Source organism: Streptomyces cyanogenus, assembly GCF_017526105.1.
GTDB lineage: Bacteria > Actinomycetota > Actinomycetes > Streptomycetales > Streptomycetaceae > Streptomyces > Streptomyces cyanogenus.
In genome coordinates this window covers 6,880,800-6,903,494 of record NZ_CP071839.1, presented here as the reverse complement: position 1 = coordinate 6,903,494, position 22,695 = coordinate 6,880,800, and the positions used below count along the sequence as shown (strand labels likewise).

At 73.6% G+C, this 22,695-nt stretch carries 18 protein-coding genes; 4 read left to right on the top strand and 14 right to left on the bottom strand.

The window, feature by feature from the left end; all coding sequences use genetic code 11:
- Positions 1 to 152: 152 nt before the first annotated feature.
- The gene (locus tag S1361_RS30950) at positions 153 to 944 is read left to right on the top strand and encodes a S1 family peptidase (RefSeq protein ID WP_208035187.1); all 792 of its coding nucleotides are present in this window, start codon (positions 153 to 155) and stop codon (positions 942 to 944) included.
- 95 nt (positions 945 to 1,039) lie between these two features.
- On the opposite strand, the gene S1361_RS30945 is transcribed toward S1361_RS30950, so the two are convergent.
- Entirely contained in the window at positions 1,040 to 1,726 is a 687-nt protein-coding gene (locus tag S1361_RS30945) for a DUF5701 family protein (RefSeq protein ID WP_208035186.1), read from the bottom strand.
- 97 nt (positions 1,727 to 1,823) lie between these two features.
- A complete protein-coding gene (locus tag S1361_RS30940; protein ID WP_208035185.1) occupies positions 1,824 to 2,951 on the bottom strand; it encodes a winged helix DNA-binding domain-containing protein in 1,128 nt (375 codons plus the stop codon).
- A 288-nt stretch (positions 2,952 to 3,239) separates the two neighbouring features.
- Between S1361_RS30940 and S1361_RS30935 the strand changes: the two genes are divergently transcribed.
- The gene (locus S1361_RS30935; RefSeq protein WP_208035184.1) at positions 3,240 to 4,142 is read left to right on the top strand and encodes a patatin-like phospholipase family protein; all 903 of its coding nucleotides are present in this window, start codon (positions 3,240 to 3,242) and stop codon (positions 4,140 to 4,142) included.
- A 226-nt stretch (positions 4,143 to 4,368) separates the two neighbouring features.
- Here S1361_RS30935 and S1361_RS30930 read toward each other — a convergent pair whose 3' ends face one another.
- The 5 genes from S1361_RS30930 to S1361_RS30910 form a co-directional block, all read right to left on the bottom strand.
- The gene (locus tag S1361_RS30930; protein WP_208035183.1) at positions 4,369 to 5,685 is read right to left on the bottom strand and encodes an ABC transporter substrate-binding protein; all 1,317 of its coding nucleotides are present in this window, start codon (positions 5,683 to 5,685) and stop codon (positions 4,369 to 4,371) included.
- Complete coding sequence (locus S1361_RS30925; RefSeq protein WP_243769359.1) at positions 5,682 to 6,716, bottom strand: hypothetical protein; 1,035 nt, start codon at positions 6,714 to 6,716, stop codon at positions 5,682 to 5,684. The genes S1361_RS30930 and S1361_RS30925 overlap by 4 nt, the downstream gene beginning before the upstream one ends.
- Positions 6,717 to 6,835: 119 nt before the next feature.
- On the bottom strand, positions 6,836 to 8,464 hold the full coding sequence (locus S1361_RS30920) for a VWA domain-containing protein (protein ID WP_208035181.1): 1,629 nt from the start codon (positions 8,462 to 8,464) through the stop codon (positions 6,836 to 6,838).
- Positions 8,465 to 8,535: 71 nt separating this feature from the next.
- Positions 8,536 to 10,797 (bottom strand): serine/threonine-protein kinase, encoded by a 2,262-nt coding sequence (locus S1361_RS30915; protein WP_208035180.1) that lies wholly within the window; start codon positions 10,795 to 10,797, stop codon positions 8,536 to 8,538.
- On the bottom strand, positions 10,794 to 12,485 hold the full coding sequence (locus S1361_RS30910) for a S1 family peptidase (RefSeq protein WP_208035179.1): 1,692 nt from the start codon (positions 12,483 to 12,485) through the stop codon (positions 10,794 to 10,796). Before S1361_RS30910 ends, S1361_RS30915 begins: the two co-directional genes overlap by 4 nt.
- Positions 12,486 to 12,661: 176 nt before the next feature.
- Between S1361_RS30910 and S1361_RS30905 the strand changes: the two genes are divergently transcribed.
- Complete coding sequence (locus S1361_RS30905) at positions 12,662 to 13,429, top strand: polysaccharide deacetylase family protein (RefSeq protein ID WP_208036842.1); 768 nt, start codon at positions 12,662 to 12,664, stop codon at positions 13,427 to 13,429.
- A gap of 6 nt (positions 13,430 to 13,435) precedes the next feature.
- On the opposite strand, the gene S1361_RS30900 is transcribed toward S1361_RS30905, so the two are convergent.
- Positions 13,436 to 14,449, bottom strand: coding sequence for a DUF2278 family protein (locus S1361_RS30900; RefSeq protein WP_208035178.1), 1,014 nt, complete (start codon positions 14,447 to 14,449; stop codon positions 13,436 to 13,438).
- Positions 14,450 to 14,661: 212 nt separating this feature from the next.
- On the opposite strand from S1361_RS30900, the gene S1361_RS30895 reads away from it, so the two are divergent.
- On the top strand, positions 14,662 to 15,102 hold the full coding sequence (locus tag S1361_RS30895) for an SRPBCC family protein (protein ID WP_208035177.1): 441 nt from the start codon (positions 14,662 to 14,664) through the stop codon (positions 15,100 to 15,102).
- A 15-nt stretch (positions 15,103 to 15,117) separates the two neighbouring features.
- On the opposite strand, the gene S1361_RS30890 is transcribed toward S1361_RS30895, so the two are convergent.
- The 6 genes from S1361_RS30890 to S1361_RS30865 form a co-directional block, all read right to left on the bottom strand.
- Complete coding sequence (locus tag S1361_RS30890; RefSeq protein ID WP_208035176.1) at positions 15,118 to 15,756, bottom strand: LysE family translocator; 639 nt, start codon at positions 15,754 to 15,756, stop codon at positions 15,118 to 15,120.
- 43 nt (positions 15,757 to 15,799) lie between these two features.
- Positions 15,800 to 16,951 carry an XdhC family protein gene (locus S1361_RS30885; protein WP_208035175.1) on the bottom strand — a complete coding sequence of 384 codons (1,152 nt, stop codon included), beginning with the start codon at positions 16,949 to 16,951 and terminating at the stop codon, positions 15,800 to 15,802.
- Positions 16,952 to 16,995: 44 nt separating this feature from the next.
- The gene (locus tag S1361_RS30880) at positions 16,996 to 18,450 is read right to left on the bottom strand and encodes an NCS2 family permease (RefSeq protein ID WP_208035174.1); all 1,455 of its coding nucleotides are present in this window, start codon (positions 18,448 to 18,450) and stop codon (positions 16,996 to 16,998) included.
- A gap of 211 nt (positions 18,451 to 18,661) precedes the next feature.
- A complete protein-coding gene (locus S1361_RS30875) occupies positions 18,662 to 21,046 on the bottom strand; it encodes a xanthine dehydrogenase family protein molybdopterin-binding subunit (RefSeq protein WP_208035173.1) in 2,385 nt (794 codons plus the stop codon).
- A 2-nt stretch (positions 21,047 to 21,048) separates the two neighbouring features.
- On the bottom strand, positions 21,049 to 21,630 hold the full coding sequence (locus S1361_RS30870) for a (2Fe-2S)-binding protein (RefSeq protein ID WP_208035172.1): 582 nt from the start codon (positions 21,628 to 21,630) through the stop codon (positions 21,049 to 21,051).
- The gene (locus S1361_RS30865; protein WP_208035171.1) at positions 21,630 to 22,523 is read right to left on the bottom strand and encodes an FAD binding domain-containing protein; all 894 of its coding nucleotides are present in this window, start codon (positions 22,521 to 22,523) and stop codon (positions 21,630 to 21,632) included. Before S1361_RS30865 ends, S1361_RS30870 begins: the two co-directional genes overlap by 1 nt.
- Positions 22,524 to 22,695: the final 172 nt, after the last annotated feature.

Here is a 22,695-nt window from a genome sequence, read left to right as displayed (position 1 = left end):
CCCCCTAGGGGGTTCCCTCATTGGGAGCCGAGGGTTCCGGGTCCTAGCGTAAAGGGCGTGCCGCTCGCCCGGGCATACGGGGGTCGGTCCCGCGACCCCCGTGCAACCCCACCCGCGCGACCCCCCACCGGTGCAACCCACTGAGGAGACTCATGTTCGGGCTCACACGTGTCAGACAGACCGCCGCGACCCTGGTGGCCACCGCCGCCGCAGCGGCGACCGCGCTGCTCGCCTCCCCCACGGCGAGTGCCGCACCCCAGCCCATCGTCGGCGGTACGACCACCACGACGACCGCGTACCCGTTCATGATGCAGATCACGGACGCGTCCCAGAACCAGTTCTGCGGCGGCACCCTGGTGGCGCCCAAGAAGGTGGTGACGGCCGCGCACTGCATGGTCGGGGAGACCACGAGCAGCATCCGCGTGGTCGGCGGCCGGACGTACCTGAACGGCACCAACGGCACGGTGAGCCGGGTGAGCAGGATCTGGATCAACCCGGACTACACGGACGCCACCAACGGCGACGACGTGGCCGTGCTGACCCTGTCGACGTCGATGCCGTACACCCCGGCGTCGTACGTCTCCTCCTCCCAGACGGGCGTGTACGCGGCCGGCACCACGGCCCGCATCCTCGGCTGGGGCACCACCTCGGAGAACGGCAGCTCCTCCAACCAGCTGCGGACCGCGACAGTCCCGATCGTGTCCGACTCCAGCTGCCGTACCTCCTACGGTTCGGACTTCGTCCAGTCCGACATGGTCTGCGCCGGATACACATCCGGTGGCGTCGACACCTGCCAGGGCGACAGCGGCGGTCCCCTGCTCATCGGGGGCGCCCTGGCAGGGATCACTTCCTGGGGCGAGGGGTGCGCGGAGGCCGGTTACCCGGGTGTCTACACCCGGCTGACCACCTTCTCGGACCTGGTGACCGCGCAGGTCAACTCGTGACCCGGAAGACTTCCCGAGCACCCCTCGGGTAACTGCCAGGGGGCGTTGCGGGCCACCACGAGCGGCCCGCAACGCCCCCTATCCAATGACCCGGCTCACGCCGTGCGGCGGTCGGTGGCGGAGCCGAAGCCCAGCCAGGTGTGCCGGTTGCCGGCCCAGCACCAGCCCACCTTGGGGGCGTTGCGGCGCTCGCGGCCGTCCCGACCGGTGCCGTTGCTGATCCAGAGCGCCGGGGTACGGGCGTCCAGGGCGCCGCCGGCCTTGCGCAGCCGGGAACCGATGGTCATGAAGCAGTGGTTCCGCTGCAGGACGGCGGGCTGCTGCAGCACCCAGTGGATGCCCTCGGCCAGCAGCAGCGGGGTACGGCCCTCCGCGGTGACGGCGGGCAGCGCCTCGTCCGGGCTCCAGTTGGCCATCCGGTCGCCGCGGTCGAGTCCGGTCAGGACGTAGAGCGGGGCGTGGGGCAGCGCGAGCGTGTCCAGCGGGGTGAAGAGGTCGACGTCGGACATGTCGCCGACCACGAAGCCGGGCTTGCCGTCGCGACGGAGCAGCGGCGCGAGGGCGGAGGCCGGGGCGCGGTCGGGATGCACGGCGAGCAGCACACCGCCGTCGGCGTCTTCGGCGGCCCCGGCGCGGGCGGCGAAGGCACGCACCCCGGCGGCGGGCAGCCCGGCGATCGCGTGCACCCCCAGCTCGATCAGGCGTTCGGCCTGGGCGCGGAGGGCCGGGAGTGCGGGGACGGCGGGGAGAACGGTGGCGGGTGCGGGCGTGGTGTCGGGCACGATGCTCCCAGGGGTGGCGACATGAGCGGACCCAGGGGCAACGCCGTCCATCGCCGGAACGTTCCCGTCCGTCTGCGGCCGGCGCCACCGGGTGCCCTCATCGCCGTACGACGTCCCCGAACCGGATGTCGTGCGCGGTGCCCGGGTGCATGACGGTCAGCATCCGCTCCCCTTCCGCGGTCACCTCCTCCCGCTGGGCCCTGGTCGGCTCGTCGAAGGTCTCGATGACGAGGGTGCCGCCGTCGAGCTTCCACAGACCGGCGAGGAAGCCGTCGACCAGCAGGGTGCGGTGGGCCTGGTTGCCCTGCCAGCCGCGGCCGCGGTGGGCGGGCGGTACGACACGGGTGCGGTCGGCGTGGGCGAGCAGGAGGTTGTCGAACTCGGGGAGGAAGCGGGGCGGCGCCGGGGTGTCCGGGTGGGGGCGCGGCGCGTCGGGCAGGTCGAACAGTTCCACGCCGTTCGGGTCGCGGAAGGTCGTCAGCCGGGGGCGCAGCCGTTCGAAGGCGGCCTTGAGGCGGGTGAGCCCGGCCCAGGTCTGCATGTCCCGCACCGACGCGGGACCGAAGGCGGCCAGGTAGCGCAGGACCACCGCGTCCGGTGCGGGCGCCGGTTCGGCGGGGCGGCCCAGCCAGTGCTCGACGGTGGTCAGGGCGACCTGCCCGCTCTCCTCCCACAGCCCACGCGGGGTGACCTGGACGAGCGGCAGTGTGCAGCGGGCCGCGACGGCGAGGGCCCGCGGGTCGGCGTCCGGCCACTCGGTACCGAGCGCCTGCCGCAGCCCGGCCATGGTCCGCGGCTCCGCCTCGACCAGGTCACGGGCGACGGCCGCGAGACGGTCGAGGTCGACACCGGCGAGGCCCGTACGGAAGTTCCCCAACTCCCGGTCCCGCGCGGGCTGGACGAAGGGCCGCAGGGTGAGGCAGTCGTCGGCGGTGTGGGTGTGGATCGTGGACCGCAGGGTGACCATCCGGGCCACCTCCCGCCCGGCCATCAGCGCGGACAGCCGCCCCGGCGCGAAACCCTCCAGCCGGGCCGCGAGCGCGTAGTACGGCGGCTTGGTGTTCTGCGCCTGGAGCCCGACGAGATGGCCCACCACGTCCCGGACCGACCGCCCGGACCGGCGCAGCAGAAGCTGCCGGGCGAGCGTGGCCCGGTTCAACGCCCGCACCCCCAGAACCGACCCGCCCACCGCCGCACCGCCCCGCTTCCCACCGCTTTCGGTCATGACGGCACGCTAGCGGTCACCCGGCAACCACCTTGCGCATTGTCCGGATTCAGCGGCCGCCGACTGGCTGCCATCGTTGGTTCGAGGACTGGTACGGCGTGAGCCAGGTCCTCGCATCCCGGCCGCCGTCCACCTCGACTCGGGACAGCGCGACCAGGCCCGAGCCGCCCTGCTGGAAGCCGCCGACGCCTGCGCACGCGTCGCCGCGCACCCCGAAGTGGCCCGGGCGCGGGCTCGCGCGGAAGAGCTCGCCTGACCGCTGCCCGCGATGCAGGCACGCCCGGGGGAATGCCCGCGGCCCGCCCGGTGTCGTACGAAGAGATCAAGGACTTGGCGGAAGGAGCGGGTGTGCGCGAGGCGTTGGTGCTGGGTGGCGGTGGGGTCGGGGGAATCGCCTGGATGACGGGGGTGCTGGCGGGGCTCGCCGATGCGGGGCGGGACGTGACGGGGGCCGGGCTGCTGGTGGGGACCTCGGCCGGGTCGACCGTGGCGGCTCAGCTGGGCAGTGGGCTGGGTCTGGAGGAGTTGTACGCCCGGCAGGTCGACCCTGCGGTGCAGGCCGCGGAGATCATGGCCGAGATGGATCTGGAGAAGTTCGCCGCGGAGATCGGTGCCGCCACCGCATCGGCCGCGTCGATACCCGAGTTGCGACGTGCGGTCGGGCAGGTGGCGCTGGCGGCGCGGACGGTTTCCGAGGCGGAGCGGCGTGCGGTGATCGAGTCCCGGCTGCCGGCCCACGGGTGGCCGGAGCGGGCGCTGAAGGTGGTCGCGGTGGACGCGGAGAGCGGTGAACCGCGCGTCTTCGACCGGGACTCGGGCGTGTCCCTGGTGGACGCCGTCGCGGCGAGCTGTGCCGTGCCGGGAGTGTGGCCGCCGGTGACGATCGGCGCACGCCGGTACGTGGACGGCGGGGTGCGGTCCGTCGCCAACGTCGACCTCGCCGCCGGTGCGGACCGGGTGCTGGTGCTGGTGCCGCTGGGTGTCACCGAGCCGTTCCCCAGCGAGCAGCCGCTTCAGCAGTCGGTGGCGGAGCTGCGCGGCCGGGGTGCCGAGGTCGTGGTCGTCGCACCCGACGAGGCGTCGGCCGCGGCGATCGGCGACAACCCGCTCGACCCGGCCACCCGCCGCCCGGCCGCCGAGGCGGGCCGCGCCCAGGGCCGGCAGCTCACCCTTCCCTGGGACCGGGGCTGAGCGCACCTGCCGGACGCCACCCTCCGCCCCGGCCCACGGCACCGTCCGGGCACACGCCGACCTCCCGGTGACGCCTCCGCCACCGCGCGCGGTCCGACGCTGCCAGCCGGCGTACGGTCCCTCCGGCGGCGGCTCGCTCGCCGGCGAACGCCCGCTTCCGGCGCACCGGTCCCCGGGTCCCGGTTCCTCCCCGGTGATCGGCGCGCGTGGCGCCCGCCGGGACCCCTCACGGTGCGCGGTCGCACACCGACGGCAGCCAGGTCAGGTCGCCGGTGGCGCTGAGGGTGTCCAGGGAGCGGAGGAGGGTGTCCAAGTGGTCGGGGTGGGCCAGGAATTCGATCGTGGCCTCGGCGAACGCGTCGCGTACCGCGGGCGGCATCGCGTCGGAGGCGTCGAAGCAGCGCACCTCGCCCCGGTCGCGGAGGGTGCGGGCCAGGGAGCGGCGCCAGTCGGGGCCGGTGTCGCCGGGTCCGGGCCGGACCCCGGTGTGGACGGAGAAGCCGGACTCCTTGTCGCTCCAGGCGCGTTGGGCGTCGGCTGAGGCCAGGTGGCGGATCAGCTTCTTGGCCTCCGGGGTGGCGTGCAGCAGGGCGACGAGGTCGCCGGAGACCTCCCACGCGTGGGTGCCGGCGGCCCCGGGGATCAGCTGGGCGGAGGGGACGTAGCGGCCGTCGGCCCGCTGCCAGGCGGGCCGGCCGCGGATGAACGAGGCCTGGTGTTCGAGTGTGCATCCCCGTGGACGCGCGGTCACCGGCTCCGACGCCTCCTCGTACGGCGTCTTCAGGACCCGCCGGACCAGTTCCTGGTCGCCGGCCCCGACCAGCCGGCCCCAGGCGGTCCACGCCGCCTTCACCTGCGGGGACCGCCAGGACAGATCACCGCGCGCCCACTTCTCGTAGACCTCCGCGCCGTACCGCTGGAGCAGGATGTCCTCGATCCAGTCGGTGCCGGGCCAGCCGCTGGTGGCGCCGGAACCCATGCCGACGCACCACTCGGCCGGCCGGCGCGCCGCGCGTCCGCGCTGCCGCTCGCCGGTATCGGCCGGGTACCAGACGATGCTCTTCAGGTCGGCCTTGAGCGGGAACCAGTACACGTGCCCGTCGGCGAGCGGCATGGCCCAGGACGGGCCGAAGTCCTTGGGGTCCACCAGCTGTTCGAGCGGGGCCAGGTGCTTCTGCCGGGCGTACTCGGCGAGTTCGCCGGGGCCGGTGAGCACCACCACGTCCGGCGGCGTCCCGGCCTCGACGTCGGCGCCGAGCACCTGGCTCTCGGCGTTGCTGCCCTGGTAGTCGACGTGGATGTGGTACTTCCGCTCGAAGGGCTCGACGACCGCCTGACGGAAGTGCTTCTCGTCCTCGCCGGTCCAGTTGGCCAGCAGCGTGACGGTCGGCTCGTCCCCGAGGGCGCGTACGCCCACCACGACGGCCGCCGCCAGGAGGGCCAGGCAGCTCGCCACCACCGTGACCGTGCGGACCAGGCGGCGGGAGGGGCGCGGCCGGGGGCTCGGGGCGGCCGCCGCAGGGCCGCCGGGGGGCGCGCTCACCGGGGCCTGAACCGGTAGTCGTCGATGTGCCGCCGCAGGCCCGTCTCGGCCAGTGCCATGAGCAGGACGCCTCCTATCAGGATCCACACCGCCGCCGCCGCGCGGAATCCGGTGTGCGCCAGGTACGAGGCGGTGTCCCGCCCCGCGTCGGGGATGAGCCGCCCGGGCAGCGGGCGGTCGAGCAGGTGCCGGGTGTCCGTCATGCCCTGCCGGGTCCACACGGTGAACAGCACGGCGACCACGAAGCCCGCGGTCAGCAGGGCCAGCGCGGCGAGGAGTTGGCGGTTGTAGCGGCGCCGGAAGCGGTGCCGGAGGAAGCGCTGGGTCTCCAGCAGCGCGGCCGCGAGGGCGAGGGTCAGCAGCAGGGTGACGCTCCAGGCGAGCCAGAGCAGCGGGCCGAACGAGGTCTGCCGGTGCACCGCGGCCCGCTGCTGCCGTTGCAGGGCCTTCAGGCGGTCCTGTATTCCGGAGCCCTTCTCCGTCAGGATGCTGGTGGCATAGCTGAGGTACGCCTCGCGCAGCACGCTGCCGTCCGGCTGGAGCTGGGACTGCTGGACCTTGACGGCGTAGACGGTGATCAGCCCGGCGATCGTCTGCAGGGCCTGGCGACCGGCCGGCCCGCCGAGGTCGTCGTCGGCGGCGGCGGCCGACAGGCTCTGCACGGCGACCGAGATCTGCTTCTGGAAGTCGCTGGTCGGCGCCGGCGCGCCGGCGTCCTCCCGGGCCTGGCCGAGCGCGTACAGCGCCGTGTCGAGAGACAGCACGGACGGGGCGCTGGAGGTGCGCAGCGGGTTCGCGTCGCCGTGCACGCCCTGGTACGACACGAAGAGGGACAGCGTGAGCAGGGCCGACAGGTTCAGCAGCAGGCGGTGGCGGACGGCGAGGTCGTGGGCGGTCGTGCTCCCGCCCTCCCGCGGGCGCTGCCCGGCGCCGGGCAGCCAGGCGAACAGGCGGGCGAGCAGGCGGGGCGCCGGGCCGGGGGCACCTCGGTCGGTCGGGCGCGTGCGCGGGTACGGCGATGAGGGGGTCACGCCTCCTCCGCCGCCCCCACCGCGGGCCGGGCCGGGGACCGCGCCTCCCCCGCCGGGGGCCGGGCCGGGGGCCGCGCCTCCTTCCGCGCCCGCGCCAGGTGCCGTACCTCTGCCGGTGCTCATGCGGGCGACCTCCTCAGCAACCTGCCGCAGTCGCCCCCGCAGTAGACGGAGTCGGCCGGGCCGAGCCATCGGCAGTCCGGGCATTCGACGAGCCCGTCGGGGCGGACGGGGAAGGCGGGTTCGGCGGAACCGGCCGGGGCGGCGGCACCCGCGGGCTGAGCGCTCCCGGGCGAGGCGGCGCCCCCGGGCGGAGCGCTTCCGGGCGGCGCACCGCCGTCGGTGCGTGGCCCGCCAGGGTGGGGCCGGGCCGGCGGGGCGGCCGTCGGCGGTTCCGGTGGGGTCGTCAGGGCGCTGGAGAGGATGAGGTGCTGCCAGTCGACGTCCTTCAGGCCGCTGCGCACGCGGCCGGTGCCCGGTGCGGTCTCGATCAGCCGGAGCGCGCCGAGCAGTTGGGCGTCGCCCAGTTCGCCGGCCAGGGCGAGGGCGCGGGCGAGTTCGCGGTCCGCGGTGTCGCGGCCGTCCGCGCCGCGCAGCCAGGCCCGGTAGGCGTGGGCGACGGCGGCGCTCGCCTGCTGGTACAGCTCGTGCCGGCGGACCCCGGGATGCTGCCGGGAGGCGTCGAGCGGATTGTCGGTCCAGCGCACCAGGACGGGCTGCGGTGCGGGCAGCCGTACGGGCCGGCCGAAGTCGGGTACGACGATCTCGACGGCGGCCAGCTGGAGGTCCTCGCCGGTCTCACGGCCGGTCGGGTCGGCGGTGAGGACGACCTGGAAGTGCCGTACCTCCTCGCCCCAGGCGCGGGTGACGTACTCGGCACCGCGACCGCCGGGACCGGCCGGGACACAGGGCAGTTCCTGCTCGTTCGGCACGACCTGTTTGACCTGGCGGATCACCGTGCCGGGGGTGGGGGTGAGCCGGATGCGCAGTTCCGGTACCGCCGTGCCGAGCAGGCCGGCCACCAGCTCCTCGTACGCGGAGGTCAGTTCGTTCTCGGCGCGGACGGCGCGGGCGCGGCCGTGCAGCCGCCGGGTGATGCGCAGCAGCAGTTCGGCGTCCCAGTCGTCGCCGATGCCCCAGGCGTCGCAGACGAACCGGCCCTCGCAGGCGTCGAGGGCGGTGTCCAGGGCCATGGCGGCCCGGTCGTCGTGCTCGTTGCGCCCGTCGGTGAGCAGCAGGACGTGCTTGACGGGGGCGGGCTGGTCCTTGAGCAGCCGGCGGGCGAGGTCGAGCCAGGTGCCGATGGCGGTGCCGCCGTCCGCGTCCAGGATCCGTACGGCCCGTTCGGCGGCCTCGCGTTCGGCGGGCCCGGCGACGGCGAGTACGGCGCTGCCGGATCCGGGGTGGACCAGGGTGGCGTCGAACCGGCCGGAGAGCACGGCGAACGCGGTGCCGTCGGGCAGCATCCGGACCGCCGCGACGGTGGCGTCCTTGGCGGCGTGCAGTTTGGCGGCGGGGTGGAGCATGGAGCGCGAGGTGTCGACGATCAGCACCTCGGCGAGGGCGGGCCCGGTACCGGGCGCGGGCGCGCCGGTGCGTCCCGGGCGGACCTGGCCGCCCCTCACCCCGATCTCCAGGATGGCGTGCATCTCCCGGTCGGCGTGCCGCCCGGCCGGGTCCGGCACGACGGGCAGTTCCTTCTGCTGGCCGACCGCGAGGGTCACCTCGGTCTCCTCGGCCACGGTCATCGCTGCCTCTTCCCAAGTGGTCCAGAAAGGTTGTCCCCTCCGGGTGTTGCGCTCCCTGAGGGCCGTGCGGGTCAGAACGTGGTCATGGGCCGGACCGCGTGGGCCAGGTCGAGGAGCCGGCCGTGTTCCCCGGCGGTGCGGGCCTGGGCGGCCAGCTGCCGGAAGGAGTGCTCCAGCCGGGTGCGCAGGCCGTCCTCGTCCCCGGGTCCGAGGAGGTCCCCGGCGGGGAAGTCCGGCCCCCAGCCCTGTGCGGGCCGGCCGTGCAGGGCGTTCTCGCGGACCTCGGCGACCAGCCGGGCCCGGGACTCGCCGCTCGCGGCGCCGCCGTCCAGGCGCAGTTCGGGCAGCCGCCGGGCGGCGTCCCGCAGGCCCGCGGGGGTGGGCGGGTGGCCGTGCAGGATGCCGGCGCGGATGCGGACGGCAGCGATGCGGGCGGCGTCGTAGTGCCGGGAGGTGGCGGGGACCTCGTCGAGGACGTGCACGGCGGCGTCCCGGTCGCCGCCGGCCAGGTGGCCGCGGGCCAGACCGAACGCGGCGGCGGTGTGCGCTGAGTCCCGTTTCCAGACCGCCTCGTAGTAGCGCATGGCCCGGGCCGGGCGACTGCCGTCGGCGGCCGCGGGACCGGTGTGTTCGGCGCAGTAGCCGAGGGCGAGCTTGGGCACGTACTCGCCGGGCAGGGCGCGGTAGACGGCGTCGAAGCGGGCGCCGGCCGGCTCCACCTCGCCCTTGCTGAGGTGCAGGACGCCGTGGTGCCAGGCGATCCGCCAGTCGTGGGCGGCTCGTTCGCCGAGCTGGGTCTCGGCCTCGGCGAGCCAGTTCTCCGCCGCCTGCTGCTCGCCCTTCCTGAGGTAGGCGCGGCACAGCCACAGCGCGGTCTCGGGGGTGCCGAGGCGGGACTCGCGGGGCCACTGCCGGGCGACCCGGTCGGGGGCGTCGGGCGGGAAGGTGTCCAGCAGCAGGGCGGCGCCGTCGTCGGGGTCGGGGACCGGCTCGGGCAGGGCGCCGGCCACCTCGGCGGCGGCGGGCGGGGAGACGTCCAGGCCGGCGGGCTGTCCGTCGGGGCGTGCGGTCCAGTGGTCCAGGGCGGGGATGGCACCGAGTCCGGCGTCGAGGCTGGCGCCGGAGGCGCGGAACCGGGTCGAGCTCTCGGGCAGTTGCTCGCCGAACTGCAGGGAGCGGAACTCGCGGAGCACTTCCCACAGTTGGCGGGACATCTCGGCGGCCGAGCGGAACCGGGCGCGGGGTTCGGCGTGGGTGGCGCGGGCGATGAGGCGGCGGAAGGAGTCGGGGGCGAGGCCGCGGGCGGGTTCGGTGCCGCGGGCCAGGGCCTGGAGGGTCATGCCGACGGTGTACAGGTCGCTGTCGACGTGCCAGCCGCGCCGGTCGATCTCCTGCTTGGGCGGGGCGAAGCCGGCCGTGTAGACGTAGGCGGAGGTGCGGTCGCCGATGGCGCGGACGGCGCCGAGGTCGATGACCTTGACGGCCCGGCCGAAGTGGATGACGTTGGCGGGCTTCATGTCGCAGTAGAGCAGGCCGCGTTCGTGCATGTACTGCAGGGCGCCGAGGATCTTGCAGCCGTAGGTGAGGACGTGGTCGAGGCGGGGGCGGCCGTGGAAGATCCGTTCGATGTCGTCGGCGTCGAAGAGCTGCTGCAGGGAGCGGCCGCCGATGTAGTCCATGACGAGGTAGCCGGTGGGTGAGCGGCCGGCGGCCCGGTCCTCGGCGTAGGTGATGATGCGGACGATGTCGGGGTGGTGCAGGTCGGTGAGGGAGCGGCGTTCCTCCACGGCGGCGCGGCGGGCGAGCGCGTCGTGCACGTTGATCTGGCCCTTGAGGACGACCCGGTGGCCGTCGGCGCGGGTGTCCTCGGCGAGGTAGACCCAGCCGAGGCCGCCGTGGGCGAGGCAGCCGAGGACCTTGTAGTGGTCGGCGACGACGTCGCCCTTGGCGAGCTGGGGCAGGAAGGAGTAGGGGGTGCCGCAGCGGGGGCAGCGGCCGGTGGCGCGGGCGGGCTGGCCGCCGTAGCCGATGCCGATGGTCATGGTGCAGCCGTCGGCGCCGCAGCGGCGGCCGCCGGTGGGCGGGCGGGGGTCCTCGACGAGCACGTCGTCGGGAACGGGGACCTCGGGCAGGACGACCAGGCCGTGCTGGTCGAGTTCGCCGATCCCCGCGACGGCGTGCACGGCGGCCGGCCCGGGGGCCTCCTCGTCGGTGCGGGACACGGGCCGGGCCCGGGGCGCGGTGTGCGGCTCGGCGTGCCGGTGACCGCAGGTGTCGCAGTAGCCGGTGCCCATGATGTGCCCGGCGCAGCCGGCTCGCAGGCACGAGGTCACGAGGCGCCCTCCTCTCCGGGTGCGGTGGTGGAGCAGAAGCCGACGAACCGTTCGACGGCGGCCTCGGCCCGTTCGATGTCGCAGGGGGTCTGCCGCAGCAGCGACACGGCGTGTTCGTAGAGCCGGTACGCGGCCATGACCCGGTCGCCGTGCGCGGCGGCCCGCTGCCGGCACAGCGGCCACTCGGCGCCGACGCGGCCGAGGAGTTCCTCGCGGCGGCGCAGCCGGGCGTCGAGCAGGCCGATGACCTTCTCCAGGCGGCGCCGGCGGCGGCCGACGGCCTCCTCGAAGGTGAACAGCAGCCCGGCGCGGGCCGGTTCGCGTTCCTGGTCGGGGATGTGGGCGACCCAGGCGCGCAGCATCCGGCTGCGGCGTACGCCGGCCTCGGCCCGGTCGAGCAGCGGGCGACTGCCGGGCGCGGGCAGCACCCGGTGCCGGCGGTCCTCCAGCGCGGGGCCCAACTCGCTGGTGATCCGGTCGAGTTCGGTGTGCAACCGGGTCCAGCGGTCGCGCAGCGGGCGGTGAACGAGGGTCTCGGCGGCCCGGGTGGCGGGCTCACCGGGGTCGCGGAACGCCAGCAGCAGCCGGGCGCCCTCGCGGGCGAGCCGGTCCAGCAGGACGAGCAGGGCGTCGGGGTCGGCGGCCTGGTCCACCGCGACGAGTACGGCGGCGAGCGGGACGCGCAGGGTGCCGAGCCGTTCGGGCCGGGGGTCGTCGCGGATGCCGAGGCGTTCGGCGATGCGGTCCATGACCTGGCCGGCCGTCAGTCCGTCGACGTCCAGGGCGAGGTCGTGGGCGCCGGCGGGCGGTACGGTCTCGGGCGGGTCGTGGCTGACGGCGCTGGTGTTGCGATGGGTGCGCAGTTCGCGGTCGGCGAGGGTGACGGCCCGTTGCAGGGTCCAGGCGCGGTCGCCGCGGGCGGGGACGACGGTGACGAGCACCGGCCAGCCCTCGCCGCGGAACCAGGAGGCGAGTTCGGTGGCGAAGGGGACGTCGAGCCGGCCGGCGGCGGGGCCGGTTCCGGTGCGCAGCCGCGGGTCGACGGCCTCGGCTCCGTCGGTCCAGGCGGCGACCTGCGGCAGGTGACTGAGGATGGTCTCGGTGGGGCTCATGTAGCTGAAGGCGGAGCCCGGTCCCTCGTCCACGCTCAGGACGATGCCGATGACCTGGTCGGTGGCGTGGTCGACGACACCGCCGCCGCTGAAGCCGGGGGCGGCGAGTTCGCCGGGGGTCAGGGGGCGCAGCTGGACCTGGCTGTCCCGGCCGCGGGCGGCGACCAGGGTGGCGCCGTGCCAGCGTCCGCCGTCGTCGCCGTCCGGGAAGCCGTACATGCTGACGGGTCCGTGCGGGGCGGCCAGCCGGTGAAGACGGGTGGTGTGTTCGGCGGGCAGCGGTGCGGTCAGGCGCAGCAGGGCGAGGTCGCCGCTGCGGTCGCCGAAGGCGTCCTCGCGCTGGGGCACGTGTTCGTCGGGCCGGACGGTGGCGGCCACGGCGTCCAGGCCGGGGACGCCGACCAGGCGGACGGTGTAGTGGTGGCCGGGGCTGACGACATGGCCGGCGGTGAGCACCCGCTCAGGGGCGAGCAGGACGCCCGCGCCGAGGACGCGCCCGTCCGGTGTCTCGATGCGGGCGATCCAGGGCGGTGTCCGTAAGCGCGATGCGACGACTCGCTCCCCCGTGCGCGTCATGGTCCTGAGGTTACTCCGCGTGCCCGGCCGGTACCACTGGTGTGCACGGGGACGTTGCGGACGGACGGGTTCACCACCCCAGGGACTCGAACGCGTGCACTATACACGCGGTGTATAGTCCGGGCATGCCTCTTTCGACCGACACGATCTCCACGCCGGCGCACGCGACCAGGAAGATGCGCGGAACGGGCCGGAGGTTCCGCGGATGGGCGCTCGCGTCCGCCGCGGCCTGCCTGACGCTGGCCCTGACCGGCTGCGCGCAGGTCGACACGACCGCACCGAGCACCGCCCGCGCCGAGCCGGCGCACGGGGCTCCGGCGAAGTTCGGGACCGTCGACTGCCGCGAGGCCAGGTGCATCGCGCTCACCTTCGACGCGGGACCCAGCGAGAACTCGGCGCGGCTGCTGGACGTCCTGAAGGAGAAGAAGGTGCCGGCCACCTTCTTCCTGCTCGGCAAGCGGCACATCGAGAAGTACCCGGAGCTGGTGAAGCGGATGGCGGCCGAGGGGCACGAGGTCGCGAGCCACACCTGGGACCACAGGATACTCACGCGGATATCCGACGCGCAGATACGCGAGGAGCTGAAGCGGCCGAACGACGCGATCGAACGGCTCACCGGGCGCAAGCCGACGCTGATGCGCCCGCCGCAGGGCCGTACCGATGCCGATGTGCACCGGATCTCCAAGGAGCTCGGCCTCGCGGAGGTGCTGTGGAGCGTGACCGCCAAGGACTACACGACCGACGACTCGGCGCTCATCACCAAGCGCGTCCTCGACCAGTCGTCCCGGGACGGGATCATCCTGCTGCACGACATCTACCCCGGGACCGTGCCGGCCGTGCCCGGCATCATCGACGCGCTGAAGGCGCGCGGCTACGTGTTCGTGACGGTTCCTCAGCTGCTGGCGCCCGGCAGGGCGGAACCCGGCAAGGTGTACCGCCCGTAGGGCCGTTCAGAACACCACCGTCCAGCCCGCGCGGGCGGCCTGTTCGGCGGTGTAGGAGACACCGTGGACCTTCAGGCCGGCCGCGTCCAGGAGGGACACCTCCCCGCCGTGGTCGCCGTGTCGGGCCTCGGCGCCGAGCGGCACGGTGAGGCAGGCGCCGGGCGCGAGCGGGCCCGCGGCCTGCACCGGCGCCCCGTGGCCGAGGCGGCCGACGACGCGCCACCCGGTCAGGTCGACGGCGTCCGGCGAGGCGTTGAGCAGGGTCACGGTCTCCGCACCGGGGGCGCGACCGGCCGGGTTCACCAGCGCCGCGACGATCCGCACCGGCTGCACGGCGGGCGTGGGCCGGGTGCCGTCGACGTGTTCCAGGGTGTGCCCGGTGGTGTCGTCGGTGTGCCAGGACTGGCTCTGGAAGGCCAGGAAGATGCCGACCCAGCGGGACTGGCCGGGGAAGCGCAGCAGGAATCCGCCGTCCTGCCACACGCCGTCGTCGCCACGGAACCGCTGGCTGTTGCCCTGGTTCATGTGGACGTCGTGCACGCCGTTGCCCGGCAGGAACCCGAACACCTTGTCCTTGCGGGCCGGTTCGGGACCGAAGCGGGAGCCGAAGACGTACAGCCGCGCCGACGGGTCGGCCACCGCACGCTGCACGTAGTGGTCGAGCAGGTCGGCCAGGTCGTTGTCGGGGCCCGCGACGTCCGGCGGGAGGGTGCGCATCCCGGCCGGGTCGAAGAGGTTGCCGCGCACGAAGTCGAGGTTCTGGCCGCCGGGGCCGGACGGCAGGGTGTTCCAGCCGCCGGGCAGGCCCTCCAGGCGGGCGGTCAGCGGGTGCCGGAAGTCGTCGGCGACCAGGTAGAGCAGCTCGGAGGGGTACTCCTGCGAGAGCACGTTCACCGCCGCGCGGTAGTGCGTGCCCTGGTCGTCCGTGAGGTGGATCTGGTAGTGCGGTGTGTGGCTCGCGCCCTCGCGCCTCGTGTCGACGGCGCGGGCGATCAGAACGCCGTAGTTCTTCAGCGGCATGACGATCAACTCCCCCGTGCGGCAGGCGTGTTGCCCGGCCGATGGCAGGAAGACTGGAAGTCGGTGGCGGGAAGACCGGGAGCAGGACGTGTCGCCCGCGCCGCGCACCGGCTGTTCCAGGATACGTCTGCTCGCCGGCACCTGCTACGCGGGCGGCCCGGGGCGGCGGGTGAACACGCAGGTGACCGGCGCGCATTGCCTACGATCGTGCCGTGCCCACCATCTCTTTCGAACGTACGGCCCCCCTCCCGCCCGAGGAGGCCTGGCGCCGGCTCACGGACTGGCCCCGCCATGCCGGCGCGGTACCGCTGACCCGGATCAGGGTGCTCACACCCGGGCCGACCCGCGAGGGCACGCGCTTCGTGGCCCGGTCGGGGCTCGGGCCGCTCGCTCTGGACGACGTCATGGAGGTGACCGTCTGGCGTCCGCCGGCCGGCGGCGAGGCCGGCCTGTGCCGCCTGGAGAAACGCGGCCGGGTGATCCTCGGCTGGGCGGAGATCGAGGTCCATCCGGGCTCCGGAGGCCGCAGCCGCGTGGTCTGGCGCGAGGAGCTGCGGGTCCGCTTCCTGCCCTCCGCCTTCGACCCCGCCCTGAGGTCGGCCTCCCTCCACCTGTTCGGCCGCGCGGCCGGCCACCTGCTCAAACGGGGCTGAGCCACGGGCCGCTGTTCAGTCCTTGCGGCCGGTCAGCGCCACCGTCACGCCCAGGCCGATCATCGTCAGGCCGCCCGTGCCGCCGACGGCGGACAGGCGGCGGGGGGAGCGGGCGAACCAGGTGCGGGCGGAGGAGGCGGCGAGGCCCCAGACGCCGTCGGAGATCACCGCGATGGCGTTGAAGACCAGCCCGAGCAGCAGCATCTGCACCGGGACGTGCCCCTGCGCCCGGTCCACGAACTGCGGCAGCACGGCGGCGAAGAACACCATGGTCTTGGGGTTGGCCACGCCGACCGCGAACCCCTCCCCCAGGGTGCGCAGGCCCCCGTGCGCGGGGCCGGACTCCGCGACGGCGGCCCGCAGCGAGCCGCGCTGCCGCCACGCCTTGACTCCGAGGTATACCAGGTAGGCGGCACCGGCGAGCTTGAGGGCGGTGAAGACGAGGACCGAGCGCTCGACGACCGTTCCGACGCCGAGCGCCACGGCCACGACGAGCACGTACGCGCCGAGCGTGTTGCCGGCGACCGTGGTCAGCGCGGCCCGGCGGCCGTGCGCCAGGGCCCGTCCGATCACGAACAGGACGCTCGGGCCGGGGACCACGATGAGCAGGAAGGACAGGGCCGCGAAGGCCGCCAGCCGGTCGGGGGACACCATGCCGTCATGGAACACAGCGGCGACGGCGGCCGGCAAACACTTTTCAGGCGACCGAGCCGATCCGCGGCGCCGACGGCGCGGCCGTGTCGTGGTGGATGGGGGTGTGGGCGCCGGTCAGCGACACCCCGCTGCCACCGCGCCGGCCGGCGACGATCTCCGCCGCGATGGACAGCGCCGTCTCCTCGGGCGTCCGGGCGCCGAGGTCGAGGCCGATCGGGGAGCGCAGCCGGGCCAGCTCCAGCTCGGTGACGCCGACCGCGCGCAGCCGCGCGTTGCGGTCCAGGTGGGTCCGGCGGGAGCCCATGGCGCCGACGTAGGCGACCGGCAGGCGCAGCGCCAGCTTCAGCAGCGGTACGTCGAACTTGGCGTCGTGGGTGAGGACGCACAGGACCGTACGGCCGTCCACCTCGGTGCGCTCCAGGTACTCGTGCGGCCACTCCACGACGATCTCGTCGGCCTCGGGGAAGCGGGTACGCGTGGCGAACACCGGGCGGGCGTCGCACACGGTGACGTGGTACCCCAGGAACTTGCCGATCCGGACCAGTGCCGAGGCGAAGTCGATCGCACCGAAGACGATCATGCGGGGTGCGGGGACGGAGGACTCCACCAGGACCGTCAGCGGGGCGCCGCAGCGTGAACCCTCCTCGCCGATCTCCAGGGTGCCGGTGCGGCCCGCGTCCAGGAAGGCGCCGGCCTCGGCGGCGACCCTGCGGTCCAGCTCGGGGTGGGCGCCGAAACCGCCGTCGTACGAGCCGTCGGGGCGGACCAGCAGGGCCCGGCCCCGCAGCCGCGCCGGGCCCTCGGCGATCCGCGCGACCGCCGCCGCCTCCCCACGGGCGGCGGCGGCCAGCGCGGCCGCGACCCCCGGCCGGGCGGGACCGTCCGCCCGGACCGGGGTGACGAGGATGTCGATGACGCCGCCACAGGTCAGGCCGACGGCGAAGGCATCCTCGTCGCTGTAGCCGAAGCGCTCCAGGACGGTTGCGCCGTCCTCCAGCGCCTGTCGGCACAGCTCGTACACGGCGCCCTCCACGCACCCGCCGGAGACCGAGCCGATCGCCGTGCCGTCGGCGTCCACCGCGAGGGCGGCGCCGGGCTGGCGCGGGGCGCTGCCGCCGACGGCCACCACGGTGGCGACGGCGAAGTCACGGCCCTGCTCGACCCACCGGTTCAGCTCCTCGGCGATGTCCAGCATCTGTCGGTCTCCTCACGGGTTGCGGGATGGACTGCGGGCGGGGGCTAGTGGACGCCCAGCCAGCCCTCGATGGGATGAAGGGCGAAGTAGACGAGGAACACGACCGTCAAACCCCACATGAAGGCGCCGATCTCGCGGGCCTTGCCCTGGGCCGCCTTGATGGCGACGTAGGAGATGACGCCCGCGGCGACACCGGTGGTGATGGTGTACGTGAACGGCATCAGGACGACGGTCAGGAAGACCGGGACGGCGGTCGCGCGGTCCGCCCAGTCCACGTGCCGGGCGTTCATCAGCATCAGGGCGCCGATGACGACCAGGGCGGCGGAGGCGACCTCCTGCGGGACGATCGCGGTGACCGGCGTGAAGAACAGGCAGGCCGCGAAGAACAGGCCGGTGACGACGGAGGCGAGACCGGTGCGGGCGCCCTCGCCGACGCCGGTGGCCGACTCGATGAACACCGTCTGGCCGGAGCCGCCCGCCACACCGCCGATCGCGCCGCCTGCGCCGTCGATGAACAGCGCCTTGGACAGGCCCGGCATCCGGCCCTTGTCGTCGGCGAGGTTCGCCTCGGTGCCGACGCCGATGATGGTGGCCATCGCGTCGAAGAAGCCGGCGAGCACCAGGGTGAAGACGATCATGCCGACGGTCATCGCGCCGACCGTGCCCCAGCCACCGAACTCGACGTGCCCGAAGAGCGAGAAGTCGGGCATCGAGACGGCTCCGTGGAGCTCGGGCGCGCCGTTGGCCCACTGGCCGGGGGCGACGACGCCGAGCCCGTTGAGGACGGCGGCGACGGCCGTGCCGGAGACGATGCCGATGAGGATGGCGCCGGGGACGTTCCGGGCCTGCAGCATGAAGATCAGCAGCAGGGTGCCGGCGAAGAGCAGCACCGGCCAGCCGGTGAGTTCACCGGCGGGGCCGAGGGTGACCGGGGTGGCCTTGCCCTGGTGCACGAAGCCGGACTTGTAGAAGCCGATGAGCGCGATGAACAGGCCGATGCCCATGGTGATGCCGTGCTTGAGCGCGAGCGGGATCGCGTTCATGATCATCTCGCGCAGGCCGGTGACGACCAGCAGCATGATGACCACGCCGTACATCACGCACATGCCCATGGCCTGCGGCCAGGTCATGGCGGGGGCGACCTGCGAGGACAGGACGCCGGAGACGGAGAGGCCGGCGGCGAGGGCGAGCGGAACCCTGCCGACGAAACCCATCAGCAGCGTGGTGAAGGCCGCCGCGAACGCGGTCGCGGTGATCAGCGCCTTCTGGCCGAGCGTGTCCCCCGCCGCGTCCTTGCCGGACAGGATGAGGGGGTTGAGCAGGAGGATGTACGCCATCGCCATGAAGGTGGTGATGCCGCCGCGCACCTCTCGCGCGACCGTGGATCCTCTTCTGGATATGTGGAAGTACCGGTCGAGCCAGGACCGCCCTGCCGGGACGCGGGTGCCATCACCCGCGTCGTCGGCTGCGGTCCTCGGCTCCACTGACTGCTGGGTCATGGTGCCATCTCCCAAGGTTCAAAGGGGCACCCGTACGACTTCCCTGTGGGGTACGGGATTTGGGGAATGGACGACCCGGGGGACGGCCCGAGACGAACGGATTTCCTGGTACTTCAAGGACCGCGAGCGGAGCGGAACTCAAAGGGGGTTCCTCCGGGCGGCGCGTGGAGTGTGTGACGTTCCCTGCGCCGCCCGGAGAGCTGTGGGGGTGCTACGCGGTACCCGTGAGGTGCTCGGGCCGTACCGGAGTGCGGTTGAGCTCCAGCCCGGTCGCGTTCCGGATCGCCGCGAGGACGGCCGGGGTGGACGACAGGGTCGGGGCCTCGCCGATGCCGCGCAGCCCGTACGGGGCGTGGTCGTCGGCGAGTTCGAGCACGTCGACCGGGATGGTCGGCGTGTCGAGGATGGTGGGGATCAGGTAGTCCGTGAAGGAGGGGTTCCTGACCTTGGCCGTCCTGGGGTCGACGATGATCTCCTCCATGACGGCCACGCCCAGGCCCTGGGTCGTACCGCCCTGGATCTGGCCGACGACGGAGAGCGGGTTGAGCGCCTTGCCGACGTCCTGGGCGCAGGCCAGTTCGATCACCTTGACCAGGCCGAGTTCGGTGTCGACCTCGACCACCGCGCGGTGGGCGGCGAAGGAGTACTGGACGTGTCCGTTGCCCTGGCCGGTGCGCAGGTCGAAGGGCTCGGTCGGCCGGTGCCGCCACTCCTCCTCGACCTCCACCGCCTCGCCCTCCAGGACGTCGGCCAGGCCGGCGAGGACCTCGCCGCCGTCGGTGACGACCTTGCCGCCCTCCAGCACGAGTTCGGCGGTGGCCCAGGCCGGGTGGTAGGAGCCGAACTTGCGCCGGCCGATCTCCAGGACCTTCTCGCGCACCAGCTCGCAGGCGTTCTTCACGGCGCCGCCGGTGACGTACGTCTGACGGGACGCGGACGTCGAACCGGCCGAACCGACCTGGGTGTCGGCGGGGTGGATGGTCACCTGGGCGACACCCAGCTCCGTGCGGGCGATCTGCGCGTGGACGGTGACACCGCCCTGGCCGACCTCCGCCATCGCGGTGTGCACGGTCGCGACCGGCTCGCCGCCCACGACCTCCATGCGCACCCTGGCGGTGGAGTAGTCGTCGAAGCCCTCGGAGAAGCCGACGTTCTTGATGCCGACCGCGTAGCCCACACCCCGTACGACGCCTTCGCCGTGCGTGGTGTTGGACAGACCGCCGGGCAGCTGCCGTACGTCGGCGCCCTCGCTGGACTCCCACTGGCGCTCCGGGGGCAGGGGCATCGCCTTGACGCGGCGCAGCAGTTCGGCGACCGGGGCCGGGGAGTCGACCGGCTGCCCGGTCGGCATGATCGTGCCCTGTTCCATGGCGTTGAGCTGCCGGAACTCCACCGGGTCCATGCCGAGCTTCTTCGCCAGCTTGTCCATCTGCGCCTCGTAGGCGAAGCACGCCTGGACCGCGCCGAAGCCGCGCATGGCGCCGCAGGGCGGGTTGTTGGTGTAGAGGGCGATGGCCTCGATGTCGACGTCGTCCACGACGTAGGGGCCGACGGCGAGCGAGGAGGCGTTGCCGACGACGGCCGGGGAGGCGGAGGCGTAGGCGCCGCCGTCCAGGACGATCCGGCACTTCAGGTGTGTGAGCTTGCCGTCCTTGGTGGCGCCGTGCTCGTAGTACAGCTTGGCCGGGTGACGGTGGACGTGCCCGAAGAAGGACTCGAACCGGTTGTAGACGATCTTCACGGGCTTGCCGGTGCGCAGCGCCAGCAGGCAGGCGTGGATCTGCATCGACAGGTCCTCGCGGCCGCCGAACGCGCCGCCGACGCCGGCCAGCGTCATGCGCACCTTCTCCTCGGGCAGGCCGAGGACGGGCGCCATCTGGCGCAGGTCGGAGTGGAGCCACTGGGTGGCGATGTAGAGGTGGACGCCGCCGTCCTCCTCCGGCACGGCCAGGCCGGACTCGGGGCCGAGGAAGGCCTGGTCCTGCATGCCGAAGGTGTACTCGCCCTCGACGATCACGTCGGCGCGCCTGCGGGCCTGCGCCACGTCGCCGCGGACGATCGGCTGGCGGTGGACGACGTTCGGGTGCGGGACGTGGCCGATGTGGTGGTCGTCGCGGTGTTCGTGGACGAGGATCGCGTCGGGCGCGAGGGCCGACTTCTCGTCGGTGATCACCGGGAGTTCGCGGTAGTCGACCTTGATCTTGGCGGCGGCGCGGCGGGCCGTCTCCGGGTGGTCGGCGGCGACGATCGCGACCGGCTCGCCGTGGTGGCGTACCTTGCCGTGCGCGAGGACCGGGGTGTCCCGGATCTCCAGGCCGTAGTTCTTCACCTCGGTGGGCAGGTCGTCGTACGTCATGACGGCGTACACGCCCGGCATGGCGAGGGCCTCGGAGGTGTCGATCGAGAGGATCTCGGCGTGTGCGACGGTGGAGCGCAGGATCTGGCCCCACAGCATGTCCTCGTGCCACATGTCGGACGAGTACGCGAACTCGCCGGTGACCTTGAGGGTGCCGTCCGGGCGGAGCGTGGACTCGCCGATGCCGCCCCTGGTCTTCGAACCCTGCGTGATCTTCGTGGGTGCGCCGTTGGCCGGCATGCTCAGACCCCCTCGGACTGGCGGGCGGCCGCGAGGCGGACCGCGTCCATGATCTTCTCGTAGCCGGTGCAGCGGCACAGGTTGCCCGACAGCGCCTCGCGGATGTCCGCGTCGGTCGGATTCGGGTTGCGCTCCAGGAGTTCGTCGGAGGCGACGAGCAGGCCCGGGGTGCAGAAGCCGCACTGGACCGCGCCGGCGTCGATGAACGCCTGCTGGATCGGGGACAGTTCGGCGCCCTCGCCGGTCTGGGAGTCGGTTCCCCTGGCCTGCCAGCCCTTGGCCTCGTCCAGCGAGGTGCCGCAGGCGCCGGTCGCGCAGCCGCCCTCGGCGCGCTGCTTGGCGTATTCCGCGAGGCCCTCGACGGTCACGACGTCGCGGCCCTCGACCTGACCGGCGGCGACCAGGCAGGAACAGACGGGCACGCCGTCGAGCCGTACGGTGCAGGAGCCGCACTCGCCCTGCTCGCAGGCGTTCTTCGAACCCGGCAGGCCGAGGCGCTCGCGCAGCACGTACAGCAGGGACTCGCCCTCCCAGACGTCGTCGGCCTCCTGCGGACGTCCGTTGACGGTGAAGTTGACTCGCATCACGCAGCTCCCTCGGATGTGCGGCGGGCGCCGCGGTACGACTCCCAGGTCCAGGTCAGCGTCCGGCGGGCCATCACGCCGACCGCGTGCCGGCGGTAGCTCGCGGTGCCCCGGACGTCGTCGATCGGGTTGCAGGCGGCGGAGCACAGGTCCGCGAACTGCTTGGCGACCGACGGGGTGATGATCTTTCCGTTGTCCCAGAAGCCGCCCTCCTCCAGGGCCGCGTTCAGGAACTCCTCGGCGGCCACGGCCCGCACCGGGGTGGGGGCGGCCGAGCCGATGCCGGTGCGCACGGTCCGGGTCCGCGGGTGCAGGGCGAGCCCGAAGGCGCACACGGCGATGACCATGGCGTTGCGGGTGCCGACCTTCGAGTACTGCTGGGGGCCGTCGGCCTTCTTGACGTGCACGGCGCGGATCAGCTCGTCGGGCTGGAGCGCGTTGCGCTTGACGCCCGTGTAGAACGCGTCGATCGGGATCAGCCGGGTGCCGCGGGCCGCCGACGCCACCTCGACCTCGGCGCCGGCCGCGAGGAGGGCGGGGTGGGCGTCGCCGGCGGGCGAGGCCGTGCCGAGGTTTCCGCCGACGCCGCCGCGGTTGCGGATCTGCGGGGAGGCGACCGTGTGCGAGGCGAGCGCGAGGCCCGGCAGCTCGGCACGGAGGTTCTCCATGATCCCGGTGTACGGGACGGAGGCACCCAGCCGTACGGTGTCCTCGCCGACCTCCCACTCGTAGAGGTCGCCGATGCGGTTGAGGTCGAGGAGGTACTCGGGCCGGCGGTGGTCGAAGTTGATCTCGACCATCACGTCGGTGCCACCCGCAATCGGCACAGCGGTGGGGTGCTCGGCCTTCGCGGCGAGCGCCTCCTCCCAGCTGGCGGGGCGAAGGAAGTCCATGACCGGCTCTCTTCTTCGTCTCGGGTCGTACAGATTGAGCCAATCCGTGTGCGGCGGGCCCGGCTCGTTCATGTGCTGTTAACGCGGAGTGGACTCAGTACACCGCCGTGTACTCCGGCGGGGTCAGTCACCGAAACCATGAAGGAGTTCGCTGGCCAGGGTGAGCATCTTG

What these genes read in the sequence shown, in the direction of transcription:
- S1361_RS30875 (WP_208035173.1), bottom strand. Translation starts at nt 21,046, where the DNA reads ATGCCGGCCAACGGCGCACCCACGAAGATCACGCAGGGTTCGAAGACC.
- S1361_RS30900 (WP_208035178.1), bottom strand. Translation starts at nt 14,449, where the DNA reads ATGCCGCTGAAGAACTACGGCGTTCTGATCGCCCGCGCCGTCGACACG.
- S1361_RS30870 (WP_208035172.1), bottom strand. Translation starts at nt 21,630, where the DNA reads ATGCGAGTCAACTTCACCGTCAACGGACGTCCGCAGGAGGCCGACGAC.
- S1361_RS30920 (WP_208035181.1), bottom strand. Translation starts at nt 8,464, where the DNA reads ATGACCGTGGCCGAGGAGACCGAGGTGACCCTCGCGGTCGGCCAGCAG.
- S1361_RS30910 (WP_208035179.1), bottom strand. Translation starts at nt 12,485, where the DNA reads ATGACGCGCACGGGGGAGCGAGTCGTCGCATCGCGCTTACGGACACCG.
- S1361_RS30885 (WP_208035175.1), bottom strand. Translation starts at nt 16,951, where the DNA reads ATGCTGGACATCGCCGAGGAGCTGAACCGGTGGGTCGAGCAGGGCCGT.
- S1361_RS30905 (WP_208036842.1), top strand. Translation starts at nt 12,662, where the DNA reads ATGCGCGGAACGGGCCGGAGGTTCCGCGGATGGGCGCTCGCGTCCGCC.
- S1361_RS30890 (WP_208035176.1), bottom strand. Translation starts at nt 15,756, where the DNA reads ATGGTGTCCCCCGACCGGCTGGCGGCCTTCGCGGCCCTGTCCTTCCTG.
- S1361_RS30950 (WP_208035187.1), top strand. Translation starts at nt 153, where the DNA reads ATGTTCGGGCTCACACGTGTCAGACAGACCGCCGCGACCCTGGTGGCC.
- S1361_RS30880 (WP_208035174.1), bottom strand. Translation starts at nt 18,450, where the DNA reads ATGACCCAGCAGTCAGTGGAGCCGAGGACCGCAGCCGACGACGCGGGT.
- S1361_RS30865 (WP_208035171.1), bottom strand. Translation starts at nt 22,523, where the DNA reads ATGGACTTCCTTCGCCCCGCCAGCTGGGAGGAGGCGCTCGCCGCGAAG.
- S1361_RS30935 (WP_208035184.1), top strand. Translation starts at nt 3,240, where the DNA reads ATGCCCGCGGCCCGCCCGGTGTCGTACGAAGAGATCAAGGACTTGGCG.
- S1361_RS30940 (WP_208035185.1), bottom strand. Translation starts at nt 2,951, where the DNA reads ATGACCGAAAGCGGTGGGAAGCGGGGCGGTGCGGCGGTGGGCGGGTCG.